The 22663-nt window shown below is 40.9% G+C and carries 29 protein-coding genes; 3 read left to right on the top strand and 26 right to left on the bottom strand.

All coding sequences use genetic code 11. The annotated features are described in order from the left end of the window. Positions 1–190 precede the first annotated feature (190 nt). Both rpmB and IGI44_RS01195 read left to right on the top strand, forming a co-directional pair. Positions 191–379, top strand: coding sequence for a 50S ribosomal protein L28 (gene rpmB, locus IGI44_RS01200; RefSeq protein ID WP_010747188.1), 189 nt, complete (start codon positions 191–193; stop codon positions 377–379). Positions 380–695: 316 nt separating this feature from the next. Then, the gene (locus IGI44_RS01195) at positions 696–3290 is read left to right on the top strand and encodes a YfhO family protein (RefSeq protein WP_438785918.1); all 2595 of its coding nucleotides are present in this window, start codon (positions 696–698) and stop codon (positions 3288–3290) included. A gap of 45 nt (positions 3291–3335) precedes the next feature. On the opposite strand, the gene IGI44_RS01190 is transcribed toward IGI44_RS01195, so the two are convergent. From IGI44_RS01190 to rihB, 6 genes are all read right to left on the bottom strand, one after another. Continuing rightward, positions 3336–4289 carry an ABC transporter permease gene (locus IGI44_RS01190; RefSeq protein ID WP_438785917.1) on the bottom strand — a complete coding sequence of 318 codons (954 nt, stop codon included), beginning with the start codon at positions 4287–4289 and terminating at the stop codon, positions 3336–3338. Further along, entirely contained in the window at positions 4286–5413 is a 1128-nt protein-coding gene (locus IGI44_RS01185) for an ABC transporter permease (RefSeq protein WP_438785916.1), read from the bottom strand. The genes IGI44_RS01190 and IGI44_RS01185 overlap by 4 nt, the downstream gene beginning before the upstream one ends. Then, on the bottom strand, positions 5406–6968 hold the full coding sequence (locus IGI44_RS01180) for an ABC transporter ATP-binding protein (protein WP_438785915.1): 1563 nt from the start codon (positions 6966–6968) through the stop codon (positions 5406–5408). Before IGI44_RS01180 ends, IGI44_RS01185 begins: the two co-directional genes overlap by 8 nt. Positions 6969–7028: 60 nt before the next feature. Continuing rightward, positions 7029–8111 (bottom strand): BMP family lipoprotein, encoded by a 1083-nt coding sequence (locus IGI44_RS01175; protein ID WP_438785914.1) that lies wholly within the window; start codon positions 8109–8111, stop codon positions 7029–7031. A gap of 53 nt (positions 8112–8164) precedes the next feature. Then, positions 8165–8938, bottom strand: a complete 774-nt coding sequence (locus IGI44_RS01170) for a ribokinase (RefSeq protein ID WP_438785913.1) — start codon at positions 8936–8938, stop codon at positions 8165–8167. 122 nt (positions 8939–9060) lie between these two features. Beyond that, a complete protein-coding gene (gene rihB, locus IGI44_RS01165) occupies positions 9061–10014 on the bottom strand; it encodes a ribosylpyrimidine nucleosidase (RefSeq protein ID WP_438785912.1) in 954 nt (317 codons plus the stop codon). 101 nt (positions 10015–10115) lie between these two features. Here rihB and yeiL point away from each other — a divergent pair, with 101 nt between their 5' ends. Then, entirely contained in the window at positions 10116–10787 is a 672-nt protein-coding gene (yeiL, locus tag IGI44_RS01160; protein WP_438785911.1) for a transcriptional regulator YeiL, read from the top strand. Positions 10788–10836: 49 nt separating this feature from the next. Here yeiL and truA read toward each other — a convergent pair whose 3' ends face one another. The 20 genes from truA to IGI44_RS01060 form a co-directional block, all read right to left on the bottom strand. After that, a complete protein-coding gene (truA, locus tag IGI44_RS01155; protein ID WP_438785910.1) occupies positions 10837–11583 on the bottom strand; it encodes a tRNA pseudouridine(38-40) synthase TruA in 747 nt (248 codons plus the stop codon). Positions 11584–11680: 97 nt separating this feature from the next. Further along, positions 11681–12253, bottom strand: coding sequence for a DUF6434 domain-containing protein (locus IGI44_RS01150; RefSeq protein WP_438785909.1), 573 nt, complete (start codon positions 12251–12253; stop codon positions 11681–11683). A gap of 102 nt (positions 12254–12355) precedes the next feature. Further along, a complete protein-coding gene (locus IGI44_RS01145) occupies positions 12356–13153 on the bottom strand; it encodes an energy-coupling factor transporter transmembrane component T family protein (protein WP_438785908.1) in 798 nt (265 codons plus the stop codon). Further along, positions 13143–14012, bottom strand: a complete 870-nt coding sequence (locus tag IGI44_RS01140; RefSeq protein ID WP_438785907.1) for an energy-coupling factor ABC transporter ATP-binding protein — start codon at positions 14010–14012, stop codon at positions 13143–13145. The genes IGI44_RS01145 and IGI44_RS01140 overlap by 11 nt, the downstream gene beginning before the upstream one ends. Next, entirely contained in the window at positions 13988–14824 is an 837-nt protein-coding gene (locus IGI44_RS01135; RefSeq protein WP_438785906.1) for an energy-coupling factor ABC transporter ATP-binding protein, read from the bottom strand. Before IGI44_RS01135 ends, IGI44_RS01140 begins: the two co-directional genes overlap by 25 nt. Before the next feature lie 253 nt (positions 14825–15077). Beyond that, positions 15078–15458 carry a 50S ribosomal protein L17 gene (gene rplQ / locus IGI44_RS01130; RefSeq protein WP_010782044.1) on the bottom strand — a complete coding sequence of 127 codons (381 nt, stop codon included), beginning with the start codon at positions 15456–15458 and terminating at the stop codon, positions 15078–15080. Positions 15459–15485: 27 nt separating this feature from the next. Then, a complete protein-coding gene (locus tag IGI44_RS01125; RefSeq protein WP_010747196.1) occupies positions 15486–16424 on the bottom strand; it encodes a DNA-directed RNA polymerase subunit alpha in 939 nt (312 codons plus the stop codon). A 79-nt stretch (positions 16425–16503) separates the two neighbouring features. After that, the gene (gene rpsK / locus IGI44_RS01120) at positions 16504–16893 is read right to left on the bottom strand and encodes a 30S ribosomal protein S11 (protein ID WP_016179483.1); all 390 of its coding nucleotides are present in this window, start codon (positions 16891–16893) and stop codon (positions 16504–16506) included. Positions 16894–16917: 24 nt separating this feature from the next. Continuing rightward, positions 16918–17283, bottom strand: coding sequence for a 30S ribosomal protein S13 (gene rpsM, locus IGI44_RS01115; RefSeq protein ID WP_438785905.1), 366 nt, complete (start codon positions 17281–17283; stop codon positions 16918–16920). An 18-nt stretch (positions 17284–17301) separates the two neighbouring features. Further along, the gene (gene rpmJ, locus IGI44_RS01110; RefSeq protein ID WP_010742772.1) at positions 17302–17418 is read right to left on the bottom strand and encodes a 50S ribosomal protein L36; all 117 of its coding nucleotides are present in this window, start codon (positions 17416–17418) and stop codon (positions 17302–17304) included. Between the two features lie 33 nt (positions 17419–17451). After that, positions 17452–17670 carry a translation initiation factor IF-1 gene (infA, locus tag IGI44_RS01105; protein WP_010742771.1) on the bottom strand — a complete coding sequence of 73 codons (219 nt, stop codon included), beginning with the start codon at positions 17668–17670 and terminating at the stop codon, positions 17452–17454. A gap of 175 nt (positions 17671–17845) precedes the next feature. Beyond that, positions 17846–18493, bottom strand: a complete 648-nt coding sequence (locus IGI44_RS01100; protein ID WP_438785904.1) for an adenylate kinase — start codon at positions 18491–18493, stop codon at positions 17846–17848. A 62-nt stretch (positions 18494–18555) separates the two neighbouring features. Then, positions 18556–19857, bottom strand: coding sequence for a preprotein translocase subunit SecY (secY, locus tag IGI44_RS01095; RefSeq protein ID WP_438785903.1), 1302 nt, complete (start codon positions 19855–19857; stop codon positions 18556–18558). After that, positions 19857–20297, bottom strand: a complete 441-nt coding sequence (rplO, locus tag IGI44_RS01090) for a 50S ribosomal protein L15 (RefSeq protein WP_010742768.1) — start codon at positions 20295–20297, stop codon at positions 19857–19859. Before rplO ends, secY begins: the two co-directional genes overlap by 1 nt. Positions 20298–20341: 44 nt before the next feature. Further along, positions 20342–20521, bottom strand: coding sequence for a 50S ribosomal protein L30 (gene rpmD, locus IGI44_RS01085; protein ID WP_010747202.1), 180 nt, complete (start codon positions 20519–20521; stop codon positions 20342–20344). Positions 20522–20535: 14 nt separating this feature from the next. After that, the gene (gene rpsE, locus IGI44_RS01080; RefSeq protein WP_010747203.1) at positions 20536–21036 is read right to left on the bottom strand and encodes a 30S ribosomal protein S5; all 501 of its coding nucleotides are present in this window, start codon (positions 21034–21036) and stop codon (positions 20536–20538) included. 20 nt (positions 21037–21056) lie between these two features. Continuing rightward, positions 21057–21413 (bottom strand): 50S ribosomal protein L18, encoded by a 357-nt coding sequence (gene rplR / locus IGI44_RS01075; protein ID WP_016179479.1) that lies wholly within the window; start codon positions 21411–21413, stop codon positions 21057–21059. A gap of 52 nt (positions 21414–21465) precedes the next feature. Further along, positions 21466–22002 (bottom strand): 50S ribosomal protein L6, encoded by a 537-nt coding sequence (gene rplF / locus IGI44_RS01070; protein ID WP_438785902.1) that lies wholly within the window; start codon positions 22000–22002, stop codon positions 21466–21468. Positions 22003–22033: 31 nt separating this feature from the next. After that, positions 22034–22432 (bottom strand): 30S ribosomal protein S8, encoded by a 399-nt coding sequence (gene rpsH, locus IGI44_RS01065; RefSeq protein WP_010747206.1) that lies wholly within the window; start codon positions 22430–22432, stop codon positions 22034–22036. A 32-nt stretch (positions 22433–22464) separates the two neighbouring features. Then, positions 22465–22650: a type Z 30S ribosomal protein S14 gene (locus IGI44_RS01060; RefSeq protein WP_028020384.1), complete on the bottom strand. Its 186-nt coding sequence runs from the start codon at positions 22648–22650 to the stop codon at positions 22465–22467. Between the last annotated feature and the right edge of the window lie 13 nt (positions 22651–22663).

The raw sequence follows: 22663 nt of genomic DNA, 5'->3' as shown, positions 1-22663 counted from the left end.
CTGCTAACTTTCTTGCATCAATAATTTTGCTAAAAAAATTTACGCTAACAGAGTATAATTTACCTGCAAATCCTTAGAATGTCAATCTTTCTAAAAAAATTCACTTGCCAATCTTGTTAATTTGTGCTATTTTATTTTAGTATGAGCCAAAGAAGCGCTCCAATATCAAGGCTAAAGGAGGAAACTACACATGGCAAAAGTTTGCTATTTTACTGGTCGTAAAACAAGAAGTGCAAATAACCGTTCTCACGCTATGAACGCTACGAAACGTACTGTAAAACCTAATTTACAAAAAGTTCGCGTATTAGTGGACGGAAAACCTAAAAAAGTTTGGGTCTCAACTCGTGCTTTGAAATCTGGAAAAGTTGAGCGCGTTTAATAGTATCCAATCAAATAACCATCCAACCGTTCGTTTACGAACGGTTTTTTTTGTGCCTTTTTCATCTTCTTTAAGCAAAATAGAAGACTAGTTAAAATAAAGATTCTTTTCTCAGCTAAAAAGCTTACAACCTCTATGGTCTATATTATTTACTTATCACAGAGCTATTAAGTTGGCTTTTTGCGTTTGTTCATTTATAAATCAATCGTTTTATTTTTAAATTCTTAGCTTGGGTTTCACACCTCTTTCACATTATTTTCGGTACTTGTATGGTAAAATTTGAATAGTCTGTTGAAAGAAGTTTGGTGATTTTTATATGAAGAACTACCTCAAAGAAAACCGTTGGTACTTATTGGCAAGTTTTTTCCTGCCCTTTGTACTGATGGCGATCGTTTATTTGACGCTTGGTATTTATCCCGGATCAAGCCGTAGTGTCTTAGCTAGCGATGCTTTTTCACAATTTTCGAATTTTCACGCTAGTTTTCGCAATATGCTTTTAGGTAAGCAAGGCTTTTTATATACTTGGAACGCCTCTATGGGATTGAATTATTTATCACTGGTATCCTATTATCTCGGTGGTTTTTTTACACCACTGGTAATTTTCTTCCCGAATCAACTGATGCCTGACGCGTTATATTTTCTAACGCTATTAAAAATCGGTGCAGCGGGATTAGCGTTTTGGTTTTATGCGAAAGGTAGTTTCAAGTTGCCAAATTGGTCACGTGTGGCTTTAAGTACTACTTATGCGCTGATGTCTTTTGCTATTGCCCATTCTGAGATTATTATGTGGTTAGATGCGTTTGTCTATCTGCCTTTAATTATCTGGGGAATCAATCGGGTGATGGATCAGAAAAAACCGACCGTCCTATTTGTTTCCTATTTAATGCTGTTTTTGACCAGTTTTTATATGGGCTTTATGATTGGGGTTTTCTCCGTACTTTACTTCATTGCACGTTTAGTTACGAATTGGAAAGCTTATAAAAAAAGTATTATCCCTTACGGTTTCACTTCTTTATTGGCTGGGTTTGCTTCTATGATCATGATTTTACCGTCTATCCTAGACCTCCGCGCCAATGGCGAAGAGCTGACACAGATCACGACCTTTAAAACAGAAGCGACAAGCTGGTGGGATTTTATTGCTAAAAATTTCGTTGGATCGTATGATACGACGAAATATGGTTCGATTCCTTTTATTTATATTGGACTTTTGCCATTAGCTTTCTGTCTATTTTTCTTTATCTGCAAAAAAATACCGTGGAAAAATAAACTTGCTTATGGAGCAGTAGCCGCAATCTTGATCGCAAGCTTTTATATCCAACCAATGAATTTATTCTGGCACGGGATGCATGCGCCAAATATGTTCCTATTCCGTTACGCCTACCTGCTCTCATTTTTAGTGATTACATTAGCTGCATGGGGATGGGAGAAATTAGATCGAGAAAATATTTTGCAATTAGTCGCTGCCTGTCTGATGCTGATCGCTCTCTTTGCGATTTTCTGGGGTATGAAGGGCAAAGACTATGATTATCTTAAAAATAGTTCCTTATATATCACACTTGGTTTCTTGGCTGTCTATGCGCTGATTTTTACTGCACATCATTTCAACAAGATCCCGCTAAAAGCGTTAAGTGTTCTCTTACTGCTATTGATGTCTTCAGAGGCATTTATTAATAGTAGCTTTATGACACAAGGTATTTTAAAGGATTGGAATTATGCGTCGCGCAGCCTTTATACGGAGCCCTATCCATCAATCAAAGCTTTAGTCGACGAAACGAAAAATGACAATGACAGCTTTTATCGGATGGAAAATCTGGACCCTGTTTCCTCCAATGATGCATTTAATTACGGTTACAGCGGTATTAGTATGTTTTCTTCAATTCGGAATCGTCACTCTTCCGGCTACATGGATCAACTAGGCTTCCGTTCTAGAGGAACCAGCTTAAATATTCGTTATCAAAATAATACATTGTTGGCGGATGCATTTACCGGAATCAAGTACAATATTGCTAAAACAAAAAAGCTAAACAAATATGGCTTTACAAAAACGAATAGCGTAGGCGAGTACAATCTCTTTGAGAATAATTACGCTCTGCCACTAGCCTTTACCGCACCACGGAGTATCGATAAATTACAAGCTGCTCCAAATGATAATTTAGGTACGCAAACACAATTATTTAACGCATTATCCCAAGAACAGTTCCAGTATTTTCAGTTCTTACCAATTACGCAAATAGATACAAAAAATGCGAACGTCACTAACGCGGGGAATATTACAACAATTACCGAAAAACAAGGAAACGTGGCAAAAGACGTTACTTGGAAGGTTCAGGTTCCTGCAAATACGCAAGCTTACCTGAGTCTCTATCCTTACGATTTCGCTGAATTAGAAAGTTCATCAGCAACTGTTACAGCGAATGGACAAACAAGACAAGCGCAAATTGGGATCAGCGGACAATATTATGATTTAGGCTATTACCAACAAGCAACGATGGTTACCTTTACTGCCAGCTTCTATGGAACAAAATCCATTAGCTTCCAGAATCCACAAGTTTTAGCTCTAGATACAGTCGCTTATCGACTAGCAGTAGATAAGATTAAAGACAACGGTGTAGACATGAAAGTTGGCAAACGCAGTGCTGAAGGAACCGTCAATGCCAAAAAGGCACAGACACTTATTACAACTATTCCATATGATGAAGGTTGGACTGCCAAAATCGATGGTAAAAAAGTCGAGACAAAAGCCTTCCAAAATGCTTTCGTTAGCATCCATGTACCAAAAGGCAAACACAAAGTAACCTTCAGTTACATGCCGAAAGGATTTATTGCTGGCGCTGTTTCCTTCATAATTGCTATCGGAATGTTTATTCTTTATCTACGTATGTTAAAACCTAAAAAAACACAACGTCATTAAGCAAAACAGGAGACTCAACGTGAGCCTCCTGTTTTTTATACAAAATTATTTTGATTTGATATAGTTGACTCCGCCAGCTTTTGGCCCGGTAGCCTTACCCAAGAAGATCACTAATACAAGGATTGTTAATACATAAGGAGCCGATTGTAAATAAACATCTGGAATCTGCGAAATAACCGGTAGATTGGCTCCAGCGATACTCAAATTTTGAGCAAACCCAAAGAACATCGCTGCCCCCATAGCCCCTAGTGGATTCCATTTCCCAAAGATCATCGCTGCCAGCGAAATGAATCCTTGTCCTGCGATCGTCGTTATCGCGAAACGGCCTGCGATTGATTGGGCAAATACAGCACCGCCCATACCGCCAAGAAAGCCTGAAATCATTACTCCTGCATAACGCATCGCATAAACGTTGATTCCTAAAGTATCGGCTGCCTGCGGATTCTCTCCGACTGAACGCAAACGCAGTCCGAATTTTGTCTTATAAATAATGAACCAAACAGCTAAAGCGACAACAATCGCAAAATAAGCAGGTAAGCTGGTCTTACTGAAGAATAAATCACCAATAATCGGAATCTTACTTAATCCAGGAAAATCGAAATAACCAAACTGCTCTTGGATCGTATCGGTTTGCCCTTTTCCATACATTACCTTGATAAGAAAAATCGTCAACGGAGGAGCTAATAGGTTCATCACGGTTCCGCTGATTACATGATCCGCTCGAAAATTTATCGTCGCCACAGCATGCAGCAACGAAAATAATAATCCGATGATTCCTCCAACTAATACCCCTAACCAAGGAGTAAATGCTCCAAAGTGGTTCGCAAAACTTAAATTAAAAATAACTGAACTAAACGCACCGGTCACCATAATTCCTTCTAGACCGACATTGACAATGCCGCTGCGTTCTGAGAACACACCACCTAGTGCCGTCAAAATCAGCGGGGCAGAATAAACGAGTGTTTGGGAAATCAGCGAGCCTAACAATTGAATGTTCATTCCAAATCAACTCCTTCTTGCTTTAACGTATGCATTTTTACCTCTTCGCTCTTTTCTTCTGCTTTTTTTGCCACGCGAACTTTTGTCAAAGCAACGCGAACCACATAATTGATTCCCACGAAGAAAATGATCAGCGGGATAACACTATTTGCTAGTTCACTCGGAACACCAGCAAACTGCATTCCCTGTCCACCAAGCTTCAAAATACTGAATAACAAGGCCGACAAAAGAATCCCGACTGAACCACCATTTCCTAATAACGAGACTGCCATCCCATCAAATCCAATACTGATAGAAGAACCCTGGACAAAATAATTCCCAAAAGTGCCTAACCCTTGAACCACGCCCCCTAATCCTGCTAGCAGTCCAGAAATAATCATCGAGATCACGATCGTGCGTTTACTGCTCATTCCGGCATATTCAGAAGCGAATGGATTGATCCCGACAGATCGGATCTCAAATCCTAAAGTCGTTCGTTTCATCAAAAACCAAACCAAACCTAAAAAAATCAGAGCCAAAACAAATCCCAGATTGACCCGTGACCCGCCAAAAAGATTGGTCAACCACGGTTCTCGCAACAAGCCGTTGGCTCCTACTATTTTCGTCACGCCCTTATTGGAGATGATCTCCGGTGACATGACATTGTTCACCAGATGATTGGCCGTATACAACAATACATAATTCATCATGATGGTGACGATTACTTCGCTCGTTCCGAAATAGGCCCGTAGCAGCCCTGGGATCGCCGCCGCTGCAGCACCTGCCAACGCTCCTGTAATAATTGCTAGTGGTACAACGACTAATTTTGGCGCTGTCGGCATGCTCAGCGCCACCCAAATACTTGCTACCCAGCCGCACAAAGCTTGCCCAGATAGTCCAACGTTAAAGAACCCCGCGGAATTCGCTACCGAAAAGCCTAAAGCTGTAAAAATCAAAGGACCTGCACCAACTAATATTTCACCGACTGAGATACTGCTTTGAAACGCCGAGCGGAACATCGCTTGATACCCCATGATCGGGTTATATCCTGTTACTAACATCAATAGTCCGCCAAGCAAAAAGCCTAGAATCACTGAAATAATCGGAACCAAAGCATTTCTGATCTGTGCTGAACGATCATTCATTTGTTTCACCAACCTTTACTAACTCTTTTCGCGCATCATCCAAGCTATAGCCAGCCATCAATAAGCCCAATTCATTTTCCGACGTTTCTTTTGGATCCACGATCCCGACGATCTCACCTGCATGGATAACGGCAATACGATCAGAAACATTTAGGATTTCATCTAACTCAAAGCTCACCAGCAGAACACCCTTATTTTTATCTCGCTGCTCTACCAAACGCTTATGAATATATTCGATCGCCCCGACATCCAGACCGCGCGTTGGCTGAGCGACAATCAATAGTTCTGGATCACGATCAACTTCCCGGGCAATGATCGCTTTTTGCTGATTCCCGCCAGATAGAGAAGCTGCTGGCGCCTGTTCGCTTGTCGTCCGTACATCGTATTCTTTGATCAAACGCTTAGCGTATTGTTGAATTTCATTAAAATTTAAAATACCTTTTTGACTGAATGGCTCTTGATAATACAATTGCAGCGCGATATTTTCGGACAAAGGCAAAGGTAAAACTAAACCGTATTTATGCCGATCCTCTGGTACATGCCCCACACCAATCTCGGTGATTTCCCGTGGTTTATTATTGGTCGCATCTTTACCATTGATGGTGATAGTGCCGCTTTCGATCTTACGCAATCCAGTCAATGCTTGGATCAATTCTGATTGTCCGTTGCCATCAATACCGGCGATTCCTAACACTTCTCCGCGATGAACCTCCAGGCTTAAATTTTTCACTGCATCAAGTCCGCGGCTTTCTTTCACAACTAGATCTTTGATCGACAGAACGACATCGCCGAATTTTGCCGCCTGTTTGTCTGTTTTAAAAGAAACGGAACGACCGACCATCATATCCGCCAACTCCTGCGAACTAACATCCTCCACATCAACGGTTCCGATGTAGTGTCCCCTTCGAATAACTGAACAACGATCCGCTACCTTTTTGATCTCATCCAGTTTATGAGTAATCAAAATGATCGATTTTCCTTCTTTGACTAATGTCGCCATGATCTCGATCAGCTCGTCAATTTCCTGCGGTGTCAATACGGCTGTTGGTTCATCAAAGATCAAAACATTTGCACCGCGATACAACGTTTTCAAAATCTCTACCCGTTGCTGCATCCCGACGGATATATCTCGAATATATGCATCTGGATCGACCTGCAAGCCATAATCATTGGACAAACGAGTGATTTCTTCCTTAGCTTTTTGCGTATCCAGCATACCGTTAGTGCTGATTTCACTGCCTAAAATAATATTTTCCGTGACCGTAAACGCATCGACCAGCATAAAATGCTGATGGACCATACCGATTCCCAGCTGGTTCGCTCTAGTAGGACTCGTGATTTTGACTGCTTGGCCATCCATGTATATCTCTCCAGAAGTCGGCTGCAATAACCCTGACAACACGTTCATCAGTGTTGATTTACCTGCCCCATTTTCTCCTAATAAAGCATGAATCTCGCCTTTACGAATTTTCAGATTGATCTCGTCATTCGCTTTGAAATCACCAAATTGCTTAGTGATACTCCGCATCTCAATGACATATTGCTCCTCTGTCATTTTTAATTCACACCTCTCCTGTTCAAAGAGTGCCCGCCAATATCAGCGGGCACGATCAGTCTAATCTTCCGGTGTTTCCGGAACCTTTACATCACCAGCAATAATTTGTTCCTTGGCATCTTTTACTGCCGCCTTTGCTTCATCACTCAAATAGCCGTCTGTCATCTCCACGCCGCCATCTTTCAACCCAAAAGATAAGTGTTTTCCGCCTGGGAATTTATCCTCCAGCGCCCGAGTTGAGATATCCTGCACAACCACGCCAACCGATTTGATGGTTGAAGCTAAACAGAAATTACTTTCTTTCCCATCTTTTGATTTATAGCCGCCTTCTTCTTGTTGATCACGATCCACACCAAGCACCCAAACTTTGTCTGCTTCGTTTTTATCCTGATTCAACGCTTTTGCTTCTGAGAATACCCCTGCTCCAGTCCCACCAGCCGCTTGATAAATAATATCTGCACCATTTTGATAAATATTCGCCGCTAAAGCTTTCCCTTTAGCCGGATCCCCGAAGGAAGCCGCATACTTCACATCTACCGAAATATCTTTGTTCAATTTTTTCGCGGTATCTTTTACACCTTTGGTAAATCCAGCTTCATAACGGTCAATGACTTTGCCCTCTTCTCCGCCAATAAATCCAACCTTATTGGTTTTGGTCGTATAAGCAGCTGAGACGCCAGCGAGATAACCGACTTCGTTATCTCTAAAGGTCGCCGAAACAACATTATCCTTTCCTTCGATCACCGTATCAATAATGACAAAATTCGTTTCAGAATTTTGCCCCGCTGCTGCTTCGATCGAATCCGCTAAAAGGTACCCGATCCCGAAGACCGTTTTGAAGCCATTCGATACAGCCGTGTCAATGTTAGAGGCGAACTGGGCAATCTCATTGGATTGAATATAGTCATACCCGCCGACCCCGCGTTTGAACTTCTGCTCTTTTCCCCACTTCTGCAATCCTTCCCAAGCAGATTGGTTGAAGGATTTATCATCTACCCCGCTGACATCCGTAACCATCACAACACTATGATCGCTATCCTTTTTCCCTGTTGCACTGCTCTTATTTCCGCCACTGCACCCGCTGATCATCATTAAAGCTGCCATTGCAACAACACCTAAAGAAAAAAGTTTTGTGTTTTTCATTTTGAAACCCTCCTATTTTTTGTTAACGCTTACTTTATTGCGCACTTTTATCGTTAAACCAGCTCTTCAATTCTTGGCATCGCACTTTGCGCTCCTAGCCCTTGAACAGTCTTACTGGCAGCAAGATTAGCAAATGTGATCGCCGTCTCCAATTCTTGATCCTTCGCATACGCCACTGCAAATGCTGCATTAAAAGTATCTCCAGCTCCAGTCGTATCAATCACGGGCACCTTATAGCTTGGGACCTCCATTAATTTTTCTCCATCATGATACCGAACACCTTTCGAACCATACGTCATAATGATCTGATTGGGATACTCTCGTAAAACAGTCTGAGCATCCTGCTGAAACAATTGATTGATCTCAATCTCATTCGGTGTTAAAAATGTTACTTTAGCTAAATATTCAGGCGCGATTTCTGGAGTTGGTGCTGGGTTTAATACCAAACACACGTTATTCTCCGCACAAAAATCAATTAGGTATCTGATCGTTTCGATTGGAATTTCACATTGCGTGATCACAATATCGGCAGCTAAAATTTGTGCCTGATACTTATCAATCAATGAACGATCAACACACGCGTTCGCCCCTTGCACGAGAATGATCGAATTATCATTTTCTGCGATGGTGATGTAGGCAACACCCGTTGGTTCAGCAACCTTTTTAATGCATGACGTATCGACCATATTCTCTTGAAAATTTTTTAAGACAATCTCACCATAAGCATCTTCACCGACACAACCAATCATCGTCTCGCCAATCTTAGGAAAACGGTCTGCTTGAACAACTAAATCCAAATTAATACTTCCAACAACAACGACTTTCATTTAAACTCACTCCTCGTTCGTATGCATTCACACATCTCATTTTTAAACCGTTTACAAAACTTTCAAAGAGAAACAACTGATCTCAATTTTTAAATAAGTCGCCTCTCTCTGGTTTCATCTATCTATTTTGCTTCTGCATAAACATCTGAATACATTCGGATACACTCTTCAACCAGATCCCAAAAATGCTCCGCATTGATCTTCTTACCTACTTTGGCATTCGACGGCTGACCTAACACATAAAGCTCATCACAAACGGTCCGACCATAGCAAGGTCCGCGATTGATATCGATTTCGACATACATTTCCTGTGTTTCAAATATCTCAGGAGAAATCAGATAACCCACACATGTAGCATCATGCAGAGGACCCGCAGCTAACCCGAAGCATTCAAATTGGCTTTTCAACGTGAAGCGCATAATGTCACCAAATAGTTTCCCTGCGACATTCCCAACGCCTTCCATACGTTCGATAATATCTTCTGTACAAATTGTTTGATGTGTTAGATCAAGCCCCATCATAACAATCGGTGCACCCGAACTAAAGACGACATGGGCGGCCTCTGGATCGGCAAAAATGTTAAATTCAGCAGATGGTGTGAAGTTCCCTGTTCCATAAGCACCGCCCATCAAAACAATTTCTTTGATTTTTGGAATGATCAAAGGCTCCATTCGCATCGCCACCGCAATATTGGTTAACGGACCAACCGGAACAAGTGTGATATCCCCATCGCTCGCCAACAACGTATCAATGATATATTTAACCGCATGTGTTTCTTCTACTTGCCGATGTAATGGACCAAAAACAGGACCATCCAAACCAGATTCCCCGTGAACGTTATCAGCTACTACTTGTTCCCGCACCAGCGGTTTTGGCATCCCTGCATAGACTTTCGCATCAATCCCCAGCAATTGACAGACATTCAATCCATTCACCACTGTTTTGTCTAGCGTTTGATTTCCTGCTACAATAGTGATCCCTAACAAATCAATTTTCGGATGTGCTGCTGCCATCAACATCGTAATCGCATCATCATGCCCCGGATCGCAATCTAAAATAATTTTCCGTTTCTCCATTTTATAGCCCCCTAAAAAATTAATTTCCTTTATCTATTTGCATTATAGTAAGTTCCTGCTTATGATAAATATGAGAATTCTCACATAAGGAGGTAGAAAAAATGAAGAAGTTGCAAAATGAAAAATTAAAACAACAATTCATTCGATCATCTGACTACCTTGATCAGTTTTCCTTCGATGTCAGTTTAGATACGCAATTATTTTTCTTTCCGGCCAACAGCTACATCGTCAAGGAAGATCACCAGCCTACGCATTTATTCTACTTAGTGAAGGGCAAAGCCAAATTATACGACACCTTAGCCAATGGAAAAGTCGCTCTGATTGATTTCTTTTCCCCACCTTGTTTTATTGGTGAGATGGAGCTCGTTGATGAAAACCAAACTGCCTTTAGTGTCCAAGCAATCGAGGACTGTTGGTGCTTAGCCTTATCGAGACAAGACTGTCAGAAACGATTACTAGAGGATGCGCTCTTTCTCCAAAAGCTCTGCATCTACTTTGCTCATAAAAATTATCGAAATATCAAAGCTTCAACTCAAAATCAGGGCTTTCCGCTTTCACAACGTTTAGCGGCCTTTATTCTTTTAACACAAAACGAAGGGACCTACCGTGAGAAACACACTCAAGTCGCTGAATATTTAGGTGTTTCTTATCGTCATCTCCTTTTCGTGATTGCACAGTTTGTGGAGGATGGCTACCTGAAAAAAATAAAAAAGGGGTACCTTATTCTAGACGTTCATAAGTTGACCCAACTCGCCGCTGAAGTAAAAGCCTAAAAAAGCATCCAGCAACAATCACTTGTGATTGTTATTGGATGCTTTTTTGCTATTCATATTTTACTTCGGCTAAATACAAGCCTTCTGGATGAGCAGTTGGTCCAGCGGCATTACGATCCTTTGCTTCAATGATCGCTGGAATACTCTCCGCTGGGATACGCCCATTCCCAATTTTTAGTAGGGTTCCGACTAATATCCGAATCATCTTATACAGAAAACCATTCCCTCTAAAAATAAAGGTCAATTCCGTCTCATCCTCATTCACAACCAAATCCGCTTGATAGATCGTCCGGACCTTATCCTCGATCGAACCACCTGTCGCACAAAAAGAGGTGAAATCATGCGTACCTAGTAAATCTGGCAACGCCCGACGAATCAAATCTAAGTCTAATGGATAAGGGTAATAAGCCGCATAATAACGGCGAAAAGGACTTCGCGGCTTAGCTATTTGAACGTTGAAATGGTACGTCTTCTCGACGACATGATACCGCGCATGAAAATCGTCCGCTGCAATTTCTACGGAAGAAACCGCGATATCTTCAGGCGTCTGGGTATCTAATGCGAACCGCATCCGCTCCAACGGTCGTTCCTGCGGATAATCAAAATGAATCACTTGTCCGATTGCATGGACTCCAGCATCTGTTCGTCCGGAACCAAAAATTGTCACCGGTTGACCATTATTCATTTTTTGCAGCGTCTTTTCGACTTCCTCCTGTACCGTTCGCCCATTCGGCTGTCGTTGAAACCCATTAAAATTTGTCCCATCATAAGCAATCACTGCCTTGTATCTGACCATGCTTTTTCTCCTATTTCTTATTAATGAAGCCGCTTGTCGAATCAAACGACAAAACTGTCTCCAAACTGACTTCTGCCGGAGTCATTATAACAGCTTTTTATTCGAAATCCAACGCGCATAAATCTTCAGTCTGATAGTTATTCCTACCTGGAAGAGCTTTTTTATACTTCCAACAAGTAATAGCATCTTGCAAGGAGCTTCCTCGATTCTCCGCGAAGAAATCGCGAATATACGTATTGTATTCAAATTGTGCATCAATTTTTAGCGATTTCTTTGCCGCAATTTCAGGATAGATAGCGATCGCCTCACGATAGGTTTTTCCACTATTTGCTTTCAACCAATTTTGAAAAGAGACTTTAAAAGTAAAGGACTTTCCTAGTTCTTGCTTAAAAAAAGCACGATGAACTTCGGAAAAAACAATATTCTCCTCGATTAAGCTTTCTGGTGTCAAACGGTCGGTACGAGCTATCTTTTTAACTTTCTTCGGTTTTGCTAATGCTTCTCCTGTCAGCAAAAAATGTTCAATCCGATCATTTAGTTCAGCTTTACTTCCCGATTTGGACAATCCTTGTTCCTGACAGAAAATCTGTAATTCTTCTTTTAAGTAATAATACTTACGAAAGACGGCTGGATTTAAATCAACTTGCAGTTTTGGACGTTCTTCAGTCATTTTTTCTCCTCCATTTGTTTCTTTCGTTAATCCTACCATAAAGAATTACCTATCGAATTAAATAGTTTTTAATCAAATAAAAAAGCCTGGATTTATCCAAGCTTAACTTCGTAAAAAGATTAAAATAACTGTAGCAACAGCAAAAACAATAAGGACGATTGTATCACGTGATGCCCACTTCAATTTGCGATACTTACTACGTCCTTCACCACCACGATACCCACGAGCTTCCATCGCAGTTGCCAAGTCCTCCGCTCGATTAAAGCTGCTGACAAACAAAGGAATCAATAATGGTACAATTGCTTTCACCTTTTGAATCAGATTTCCATCATTAAAGTCAACTCCGCGTGCGCGTTGTGCATTCATAATTTTTTCCGTTTCATCCATCAACGTCGGTACAAATCGCAAAGCAATGGATAACATTAAAGCAATCTCATGTACTGGTAAATGAAGTTTTTTTAACGGATTCAATAAGGATTCAATCGCATCAGACATTGATAACGGCGGTGTCGTTAATGTCAACAACGTCGACATAAAAATAATTAAAACGAATCGACAGAAGATGAATAATCCGTTTTGGATTCCATAAGAAGAAAGACTAAACACACCCCATGACCAATATAAGGTACCGCCACGGGTAAACAGCATTTGCAATGCGACTGTAAAGATGATCAACCAGATTAGCGGTCTAACACCTTTCAGAAAAAAATTCAAATTAATTTTGGATAACGCTACAGCAAACATGGTAAAAGCGCCTAAAAATAAGTAACTTTGCCAATTGTTTGCCAAGAAGATAATGCCGATAAAATAAAAGCTAGCAACTAACTTCGCTCGCGGATCCAAGCGATGAATCAACGAATCACCTGGGATAAACCGCCCAAAAATTAACTTATTCATCATGAGCAGGACCTCCTGCTTTTTTTACGATCCAGTCCGCCAATTCATTTTCTGTCAAGGGCAATTTTTCAAAAGCTGCACCACGATCTTGCATTTTTTCCGCAAAACCGGTTGCTTGGGGGACTCCTAGTTGTTTTTCTTTCAACCAGTCGACATCATCAAATACCGACTGAGGGGCACCATGTTTCACCACATGCCCTTTTTCTAAAACATAAACATAATCAGCAAAGTTAGCCACGTCATCCATTAAATGAGTGACCAAGACGATTGTTATATTTTTTTTCTGATGCAGCTGCCAAAACATCTCCATCATTTCTTTACGTCCAAGCGGATCTAGCCCTGCTGTCGGCTCATCTAAGACTAATACCTCTGGCTCCATAGCAAGAACCCCAGCGATCGCTACACGGCGCATTTGCCCTCCAGAAAGCTCGAATGGTGAACGTTCAAGATATTCTTCATCTAATCCGACTAATTTTAAGTTTTCTTTTGCTAAAGCCAGCGCCTCTTCCTCACCAACACCGAAATTTTTTGGACCAAAAGCAATGTCTTTTGCAACGGTTTCTTCAAATAGCTGAGCCTCTGGAAATTGGAAAACAATTCCAACTTTTTTTCGAACGGGCTTTAGATTCTTATTGTCCGTCTCAGGAGTAATCTTTCGATCGCCAATAATGACTTGACCATCAGTTGGTTTCAATAGAGCATTTAGATGTTGTAACAAAGTCGACTTTCCACTGCCTGTATGACCGACTAATGCAGTATAAGAACCTTCTTTAATAGTTAAATCAATATCATAAAGCGCTCGTTGTTCAAAGGGCGTATTTGGTTGATAAACGTAACTTACTTTTTCAAAACGGATGTCCATAACCAATCAATCATCCCTTCTTCATCTAAATAGTTCGTCGGCACATTAACTCCGCGAGCTTTTAATGCCGATTTTAATTTCTCGGGAAACGGCAAATCCAACCCTAAGGATACCAATTCAGGTCCAGCAGAAAAAATTTCATCTGGTGTTCCTTCTTGATATAATTCACCCTCTCTCATCACTAAGATCCGATTTGCACTAGCTGCTTCATCAATATCATGAGTGATGGAAATAACCGTTAAATCACTTTCTTCTTTGATCTTACGAATCGTTGCAATCACATCGTCACGACCTTCAGGATCTAGCATGCTTGTCGCTTCATCCAAAATAATAATGTCTGGACGTAAGGCAACCACCCCAGCGATGGCCACTCGTTGCTTTTGCCCACCTGATAGACGAGCAGGCTCACGCGTCGCAAAATCCTGCATCTTAACTTTTTCCAGAGCATCTTGAACACGTAGCTGCATTTCACTTCGTTCGATCCCTTGATTTTCCAAACCAAAAGCTACATCATCCTCGACTGTCGCCCCAACAAATTGATTGTCCGGATTTTGAAAAACCATTCCTACCATTCGGCGAATATCCCAGACGGATTCCTCAGATAATTCCATGCCACCAACAGTGACGGTTCCTTTTTGTGGCAAATGAAGACCGTTGATTGCTTTTGCCAACGTTGACTTTCCCGATCCGTTATGACCGACAATCGCGATCCATTCGCCCTTTTTAATCGAAAAACTAACATTCCTTAAAGCAGGAATCGTTTCTTCTTGATAACTAAATTCAATTTGATTGATTTCAATAATTGGCTTCATGGTTACACCTTTCCGCTTCTTTGCAAATATGTACTAAGACTAGCAAAAAAGCTTCACTTTATCAATCCTTGATACTCAATAAAATGCTTTTGTATACCGATCTGTCTTGACAGTGTTTTTGGGTATAAAAAAACACTTTATGATGAGTGCCAGCTTCCCAGACATTCTGGGAAGCGGCGCTGAGCTAGACTCGGAGAAAATCTCCAACATCATAACACTCTAAAAGAATCATCTATAAAGTGAAGAGTGATTATTATACAAGTTCTAAAACGACCATAGGGGCGTTGTCGCCGCGACGAGGTTCAGTTTTCAAGATACGAGTGTATCCACCTTGACGTTCAGCGTAACGAGGAGCGATATCGTTGAATAATTTTTGTAATGCAGATTCAACAACAACAGCTTCGTTTTCTTCACGAACATCAGCGACTTCATTACGTACAAAGCTTGCAGCTTGGCGACGTGCATGAAGATCCCCGCGTTTTCCTAAAGTAATCATCTTTTCAGCAGTTGAACGAACTTCTTTCGCACGAGCTTCAGTCGTAACGATACGTTCGTTGATAATTAAGTCAGTTGTTAAGTCACGCAACATCGCTTTACGTTGGCTAGATGTGCGTCCTAATTTACGATAACTCACGTAGGTTTCCCTCCTTTGTCAACAATATTAATCGTCTTTACGTAGTCCTAAACCAAGATCATGCAATTTAGCTTTCACTTCTTCAAGTGATTTACGTCCTAAATTACGTACTTTGATCATTTCAGGCTCAGACTTATTCGTTAATTCTTGAACCGTATTAATTCCGGCACGTTTCAAGCAATTGTACGAACGTACAGACAAGTCTAGTTCTTCGATGGTCATTTCCAACATTTTTTCTTTTTGTGTTTCTTCTTTTTCTACCATGATTTCAGCATTTTTTGCTTCATCAGTAAGATTTACAAAAATATCTAAATGCTCTGTTAAAATTTTCGCTGCAAGACTCAATGCTTCTTGAGCAATGATCGATCCGTCAGTCCAAATTTCCATCGTTAATTTATCGAAGTCATCACGACGACCAACACGAGTATTTTCAACTTGATAGTTTACTTTACGTACTGGTGTATAGATAGAATCGACTGGAAGGACACCGATTGGCATATCTTCCTTTTTATTTTCGTCTGCTTGAACATAGCCTCGACCAGGTTTTACTGTTAGGCGAGCATGGAATGTCGCACCTTCAGCAACAGTACAAATGTACATATCTTTATTCAAGATTTCAACGTCGCTGTCAACGATAATATCGCCGGCAGTTACCGTAGCTGGTCCAGTAATATCGATCTCAAGGGTTTTTTCTTCTTCCGCAAATAATTTCAACGCTAAACCTTTGATATTCAAGATGATTTGTACAACGTCTTCTCTTACACCTTTGATGGTTGAAAATTCGTGTAACACCCCATCGATTTGAATATTGGTAATGGCCGCGCCCGGTAAAGAAGAAAGTAGAATACGACGTAGAGAATTACCTAAAGTAGTTCCATAACCTCTTTCCAAAGGTTCAACAACGAACTTGCCATAATCTCTGTCTTCATCAATTTTTGTGATTCTTGGTTTTTCGAATTCAATCATTCTTGTCTTTTACCCCTTTCAAAACGAAAAGTGTCTTGTTCAATGACGTTCCTGTAAAACTCATAGAGTTGGGCACTCATTAAACACGACGGCGTTTTGGAGGGCGGCATCCATTATGAGGTACTGGAGTCACGTCACGAATTGCAGTTACTTCTAAACCAGTTGCTTGCAATGAACGAATCGCTGCTTCACGACCAGAACCAGGTCCTTTAACAGTTACTTCAACACTTTTCAATCCATGTTCCATTGCAGCTTTTGTTGCAGTTTCAGCAGCCATTTGAGCAGCGAAAGGAGTTGATTTTTTACTACCTTTGAAGCCTAATGAACCTGCAGATGACCATGCGACAGCGTTACCGCTAGCATCAGTGATCATGACGATTGTATTATTGAAAGTCGAATGAATATGAGCAATACCTGTTTCAATATTCTTCTTCACACGACGTTTACGATTGACTTTCTTTGCTACCATGAAGATTTATACCTCCTTCACTAATTATTTTTTCTTGCCGGCAATAGCGCGAGCTGGGCCTTTACGAGTACGAGCATTGTTCTTAGTGTTTTGTCCACGTGTAGGCAAGCCACGACGATGACGAATTCCACGGTATGAACCGATTTCCATCAAACGTTTGATGTTCAAGTTAGTTTCACGACGAAGATCGCCTTCAACTTTTAATTTATCAACTTCAGCACGGATAGCGTCTGTTTGTTCGTTTGTTAAGTCGCGTACACGAACATCTTCAGAAACGCCTGCACTGGCTAAAATTTGTTTCGCTGTAGTATTTCCGATACCGTAAATATAAGTAAGTGAAATTACCACGCGTTTATCACGAGGAATATCTACTCCTGCAATACGAGCCATACTTAATTACACCTCCAATTATCCTTGACGTTGTTTATGTTTTGGGTTTGCTGGGCAAATCACCATAACGCGTCCATTACGACGAATTACTTTACAATGTTCACACATTGGTTTTACTGATGGTCTTACTTTCATGATTATACCTCCTGAAGTTTTACGGAGTACAACTTACTTAAAGCGATAGGTAATGCGACCACGGCTCAAATCATATGGAGAAAGTTCAACTGTTACCTTATCTCCAGGTAAGATTCGAATATAATACATCCGGATTTTACCAGATACGTGTGCAAGAACTTCGTGTCCGTTTTCCAATTCGACTTTAAACATTGCATTCGGCAAAGTTTCGACGACTGTTCCTTCGATTTCAATCATATCTTCTTTTGCCACGCAGAGTACCTCCTTGTAGTTGTTTCGCATTTTCACACGATAAAATGGCGGAAACTGCAGTTCCCACCGTAATTCTAAAGTTAAACTTCTAAAAAGCTAGAAGTCGGACTGACAAATTCTATCATAAAACATCGAACTTGGCAAGATAAACTGCATCTCAAGTCGGCAGGCAAAATTATTTTTCGATAATCTTTTCTACATCCGCAAATACGGCATCAATTTCACGATCTCCATCAACTGGATATAACAAACCTTCTTCATTATAGTAAGCTAAAATTGGTTCGCTGTTTTTAATGTTCACAGACAACCGATTTTTAACTGTTTCAGGCTTATCATCTTCACGTTGGTAAAACTCATGACCGCCGCAACGATCGCAAGTTCCTTCTACTTTAGTAGGGTTGAAGATTTTATGATAAGTCGCACCACAATTGCGGCACATGAAGCGTCCTGCCAAACGTTCAACTAACACTTCTTCTGCTACTTGAATTTCAATCACAGCATCAATCTTTTTGTTCAAGTCCGTTAACATTTCAGCTAATGCTTTGGCTTGATCTAAAGTACGAGGGAAACCGTCTAACAAGAACCCTTTATCCGTGTCCTTTTGTGCTAAGCGTTCCTTCACGATACCGTTAGTAACTTCATCTGGGACCAAATCCCCTGCATCCATATATGATTTTGCTTTCAATCCGAGTGTTGTCTCGTTTTTGATTGCTTCTCGGAACATATCCCCCGTGCTGATATGCGGAATATTGTACGTTGCAACAATTCTTTCTGCTTGTGTTCCTTTTCCTGCCCCTGGCAGCCCCATTAAGATCAGGTTCATTGCTTTCCCTCCTAAATATTCGAAGCGAGAACGGCGTTGAGGAAAACCCTCAACACACGAATCTACTCTTCATCCATGAATCCGACATAACGTCGTTTCAACATGAGTCCTTCTAATTGTTTCGCAGTTTCTAGCGCGACCCCAACGACGATCAAAAGACTGGTACCACCTAAACCAATTGATTGAGGCAAGTTCCAAACCATTTGCGCGATAATAGGAATCAAAGCGATCAACCCTAAGAAGATAGCGCCAACCACACTCAAACGCATCAAAATTGCAGAAACATATTCTTCTGTCCCTTTACCTGGTCTTACACGAGGAATATAACTTCCCTGTTTCTGTAAGTTCTCTGCTAATTTTTCAGGATTAACCTGAACAAATGCATAGAAGAAAGTGAAGGAAACAATCAGAACAGTATAGATTGCAGCACCAGGAACAGTATTATAACTAAATAGCTTCGTTAAAATATCATACCAGCCTTCCGCGCTATACTTACTAGCCAAAGCTTGCAACACCGCATTTGGCGTAGCAATGAATGAACTGGCAAAGATAACTGGAATAACTCCGGCAGCATTCACTTTTAAAGGCAAATAACTGCTTGTCGGTGCCCCAACAACTTGTTTTGTATATTGAATTGGAATTTTTCTTTCCGCTTGTTGAAAGTACGTTACAAAAACAACAATCAACACAATCGCGATAAGTAAAATTACAATAAAAATAACTGACTTCCAAAGATCACTAGAATCGATGTTCACGAAATAATCGTCATAAATATCTTTGATGCTTTGTGGTAATCGTGAAATGATTCCCGCAAAGATGATCATTGATACTCCGTTACCGATACCTTTTTCAGTGATCTGTTCTCCCAACCATGTAACAAACATTGTACCTGCGGTCAGAATAACACCAATTGTCACAAACGTTTGAACGTTGCGGTTTGGAACAAATCCAAATTGTGCAAAATAGTCAAACCCAGCTGTAATACTTACAGACTGGATGAAAGCCAAGACTAAAGTTAAATAGCGTGTTGCTTGGTTTAACTTTTTACGACCAACTTCACCTTGTTTTGACCATTCAACAAATTTAGGAATGATGTCCATCTGCAACAATTGAATAACGATTGAAGCAGTGATGTATGGAGAAACCCCCATTGAGAAGATCGAGAAGTTTTGCATGGCTGAGCCGCTGACCATATTCAACATTCTGAAAAATGGCATTTCACTCAAACCTTGCAGTCCGTGTGCGTCAACTCCCGGCACAGTGATTTGTGCACCTAGACGGAAAACTAACAGCACTAAGACGGTAAACAAGATCCGTGATCGGATGTTCTGAACTTTGAATGAGTCCTTTAAAAGTTTGAACATTAAATCACCTCGATTGAACCACCAGCAGCTTCAATTGTTTCTTGAGCATGTTTAGAGAATTTTGCTGCTTTAACGGTTAGTTTTTTATCTAATGATCCGTTTCCTAAAACTTTGATTCCAGCTTTTTCGTTTTTCACGATTCCAGCTTCGACTAAAGCAACTGGTGTTACTTCAGTTCCATCTTCAAAACGATTTAAGACATCTAAATTGATTACAGCGTATTCTTTACGATTCACGTTAGTAAATCCGCGTTTTGGTAAACGACGGAATAAAGGAGTTTGACCACCTTCAAAACCTAAACGTACACCGCCGCCTGAACGAGCCTTTTGACCTTTTTGACCACGTCCAGATGTTTTTCCGTTACCTGATGAAGTACCACGTCCAACGCGGTTGCGAACTTTACGTGAACCTTCGGCAGGTTGTAATTCATGAAGTTTCATTATATTGGGCACCTCCTTAGATTTTAATCATCATCATTGTTTTCTTAAACTTCTTCTACGTCCACTAAATGAGACACTGTGTTAACCATGCCTTTGATTGCATCATTGGCAGGTTTAACAACTGTGCTGTTCATTTTTTTAAGACCCAACGCTTTAACAGTATCACGTTGGTTTTGAGGACGTCCGATAATACTGCGTTTTAAAGTAATTTTTAATTCAGCCATGTCATTCGTCCTCCTTAATTAGCTAAGTTTTCAACAGAGATGCCGCGTAATTGCGCCACTTCTTCTGCTTTTTTCAATTGAGTTAAGCCTTCAACAGTCGCGCGAACAACGTTGATTGGTGTGTTTGAACCTAAAGATTTAGAAGTTACATCGGCAACCCCAGCTAATTCCAAGACGGCACGAACTGGTCCACCAGCGGCAACTCCAGAACCTTCAACGGCTGGTTTCATTAAGATACGTCCGCCGCCGAATACACCAATAACTTCATGAGGAAGCGTAGTTCCTACCATTGGTACTTCGACTAGGTTTTTCTTAGCGTCTTCGATTGCTTTACGAATTGCTTCAGGTACTTCTTGAGCTTTACCGGTACCAAAGCCTACGTGACCGTTTTTGTCACCGACAACAACTAGTGCTGCGAAACGTAGACGACGTCCACCTTTAACAACTTTAGTAACACGGTTGATCGCTACAACGCGGTCTTCTAATTCCAAATGTTTTGGATCGATATAAACCATGAATGGTGTTCCTCCTTCTCCTAAAATTCTAGTCCATTTTCGCGAGCTGCTTCAGCTAAAGCTGCTACACGGCCATGGTAAAGGTATCCACCACGGTCAAAGACTACTTTCTTAATACCTTTTTCTGAAGCACGTTCTGCTACTAATTTCCCAACAGCTTGTGCTTGTTCAGTTTTTGTTCCACCTGAAATTTCTTTATCCAAGGCAGAGGCACTTGCTAGCGTCACACCCGCTACGTCATCAATAATTTGAGCGTAGATGTTTTTGTTAGAACGAAAAACGTTCAAGCGTGGGCACTCAGCAGTACCAGAGATTTTTCCGCGAACGCGCATGTGGCGTTTTTGGCGTGTTTTATTCTTGTCTGGTTTTGTAATCACAATTGTCACCTCTTTAATTAAGCTGGCCTAAGCCGCGTGTAGGTTCAACCTACTATTTACCAGTTTTACCTTCTTTACGACGTACGTATTCGCCAACATAACGGATACCTTTGCCTTTGTAAGGTTCTGGAGGACGAGTTCCGCGGATTTTCGCAGCTAATTCGCCTACTACTTCTTTATTTGATCCTTTAACAACTACTTGAGTGTTAGAAGGAACTTCGATTGTAACGCCTTCTGGAGCTACCATCTCAACTGGATGTGAGTAACCAACATTCAATACAAGTTTTGACCCTTGTAATTGTGCACGGTACCCAACCCCGATTAATTCTAATGCTTTTTGGAACCCTTCTGAAACACCAACAACCATGTTATTGAAGTTTGCACGAGTTGTTCCGTGGATTGTTTTCATTTCTTTGCTGTCATCTGGACGTGTGAATGTTACTTCGTTTCCTTCGATGTTCATTTTGATATCAGAAGAAAAAGTACGAGTTAATTCACCTTTAGGTCCTTTAACAGTTACATCGTTTCCGTTTTGAGTTACTTCAACTCCTGCAGGTAAAACGACAACTTTATTACCAATACGGCTCACTTAAAGACACCTCCTCATGGATTGTTTGATCTTACCAAACGTAAGCTAGCACTTCGCCGCCAACGTTTTTACCTCTAGCTTCTTTGTCAGTTACTAAACCTTCTGAAGTAGAGATGATTGCGATACCTAAACCATTTAATACTTTTGGTACTTCGTCAGCTTTGACATAAGCACGCAAGCCTGGTTTAGAGATACGTTTTAAGTTCGTGATAACACGTTCGTCATTTTTACCGTATTTAAGGAACACACGGATCATGCCTTGTTTGTCATCTTCGATATATTCAACATCACGTACGAAACCTTCACGTTTAAGGATTTCTGCGATGTCACGTTTGATTTTTGAAGCAGGTACTTCTACTGAATCGTGTTTTACCATGTTGGCATTACGAATACGAGTTAGAAAATCTGCAATTGGATCTGTCATGACCATTGAACTGTTTACCTCCTTTATGCGAGTTTATTTTACCAGCTAGCTTTCTTCACGCCGGGAATTTGACCTTTGTAGGCAAGTTCGCGGAAGCAAATACGGCAAAGATGAAATTTACGATAAACTGAATGTGGACGTCCGCAACGTTCGCAGCGTGTATATTCTTGCGTTGAATGTTTTGCAGGGCGTTTGTTTTTAGCAATCATTGATTTTTTAGCCAATTTTTTCGCCTCC

It is taken from the genome of Enterococcus sp. DIV0756 (genome assembly GCF_051710745.1).
Classification (GTDB): Bacteria; Bacillota; Bacilli; order Lactobacillales; family Enterococcaceae; genus Enterococcus_A.
Note: the sequence above shows the minus strand (reverse complement) of the source record. Positions and strands in the feature narration are given on the sequence as shown.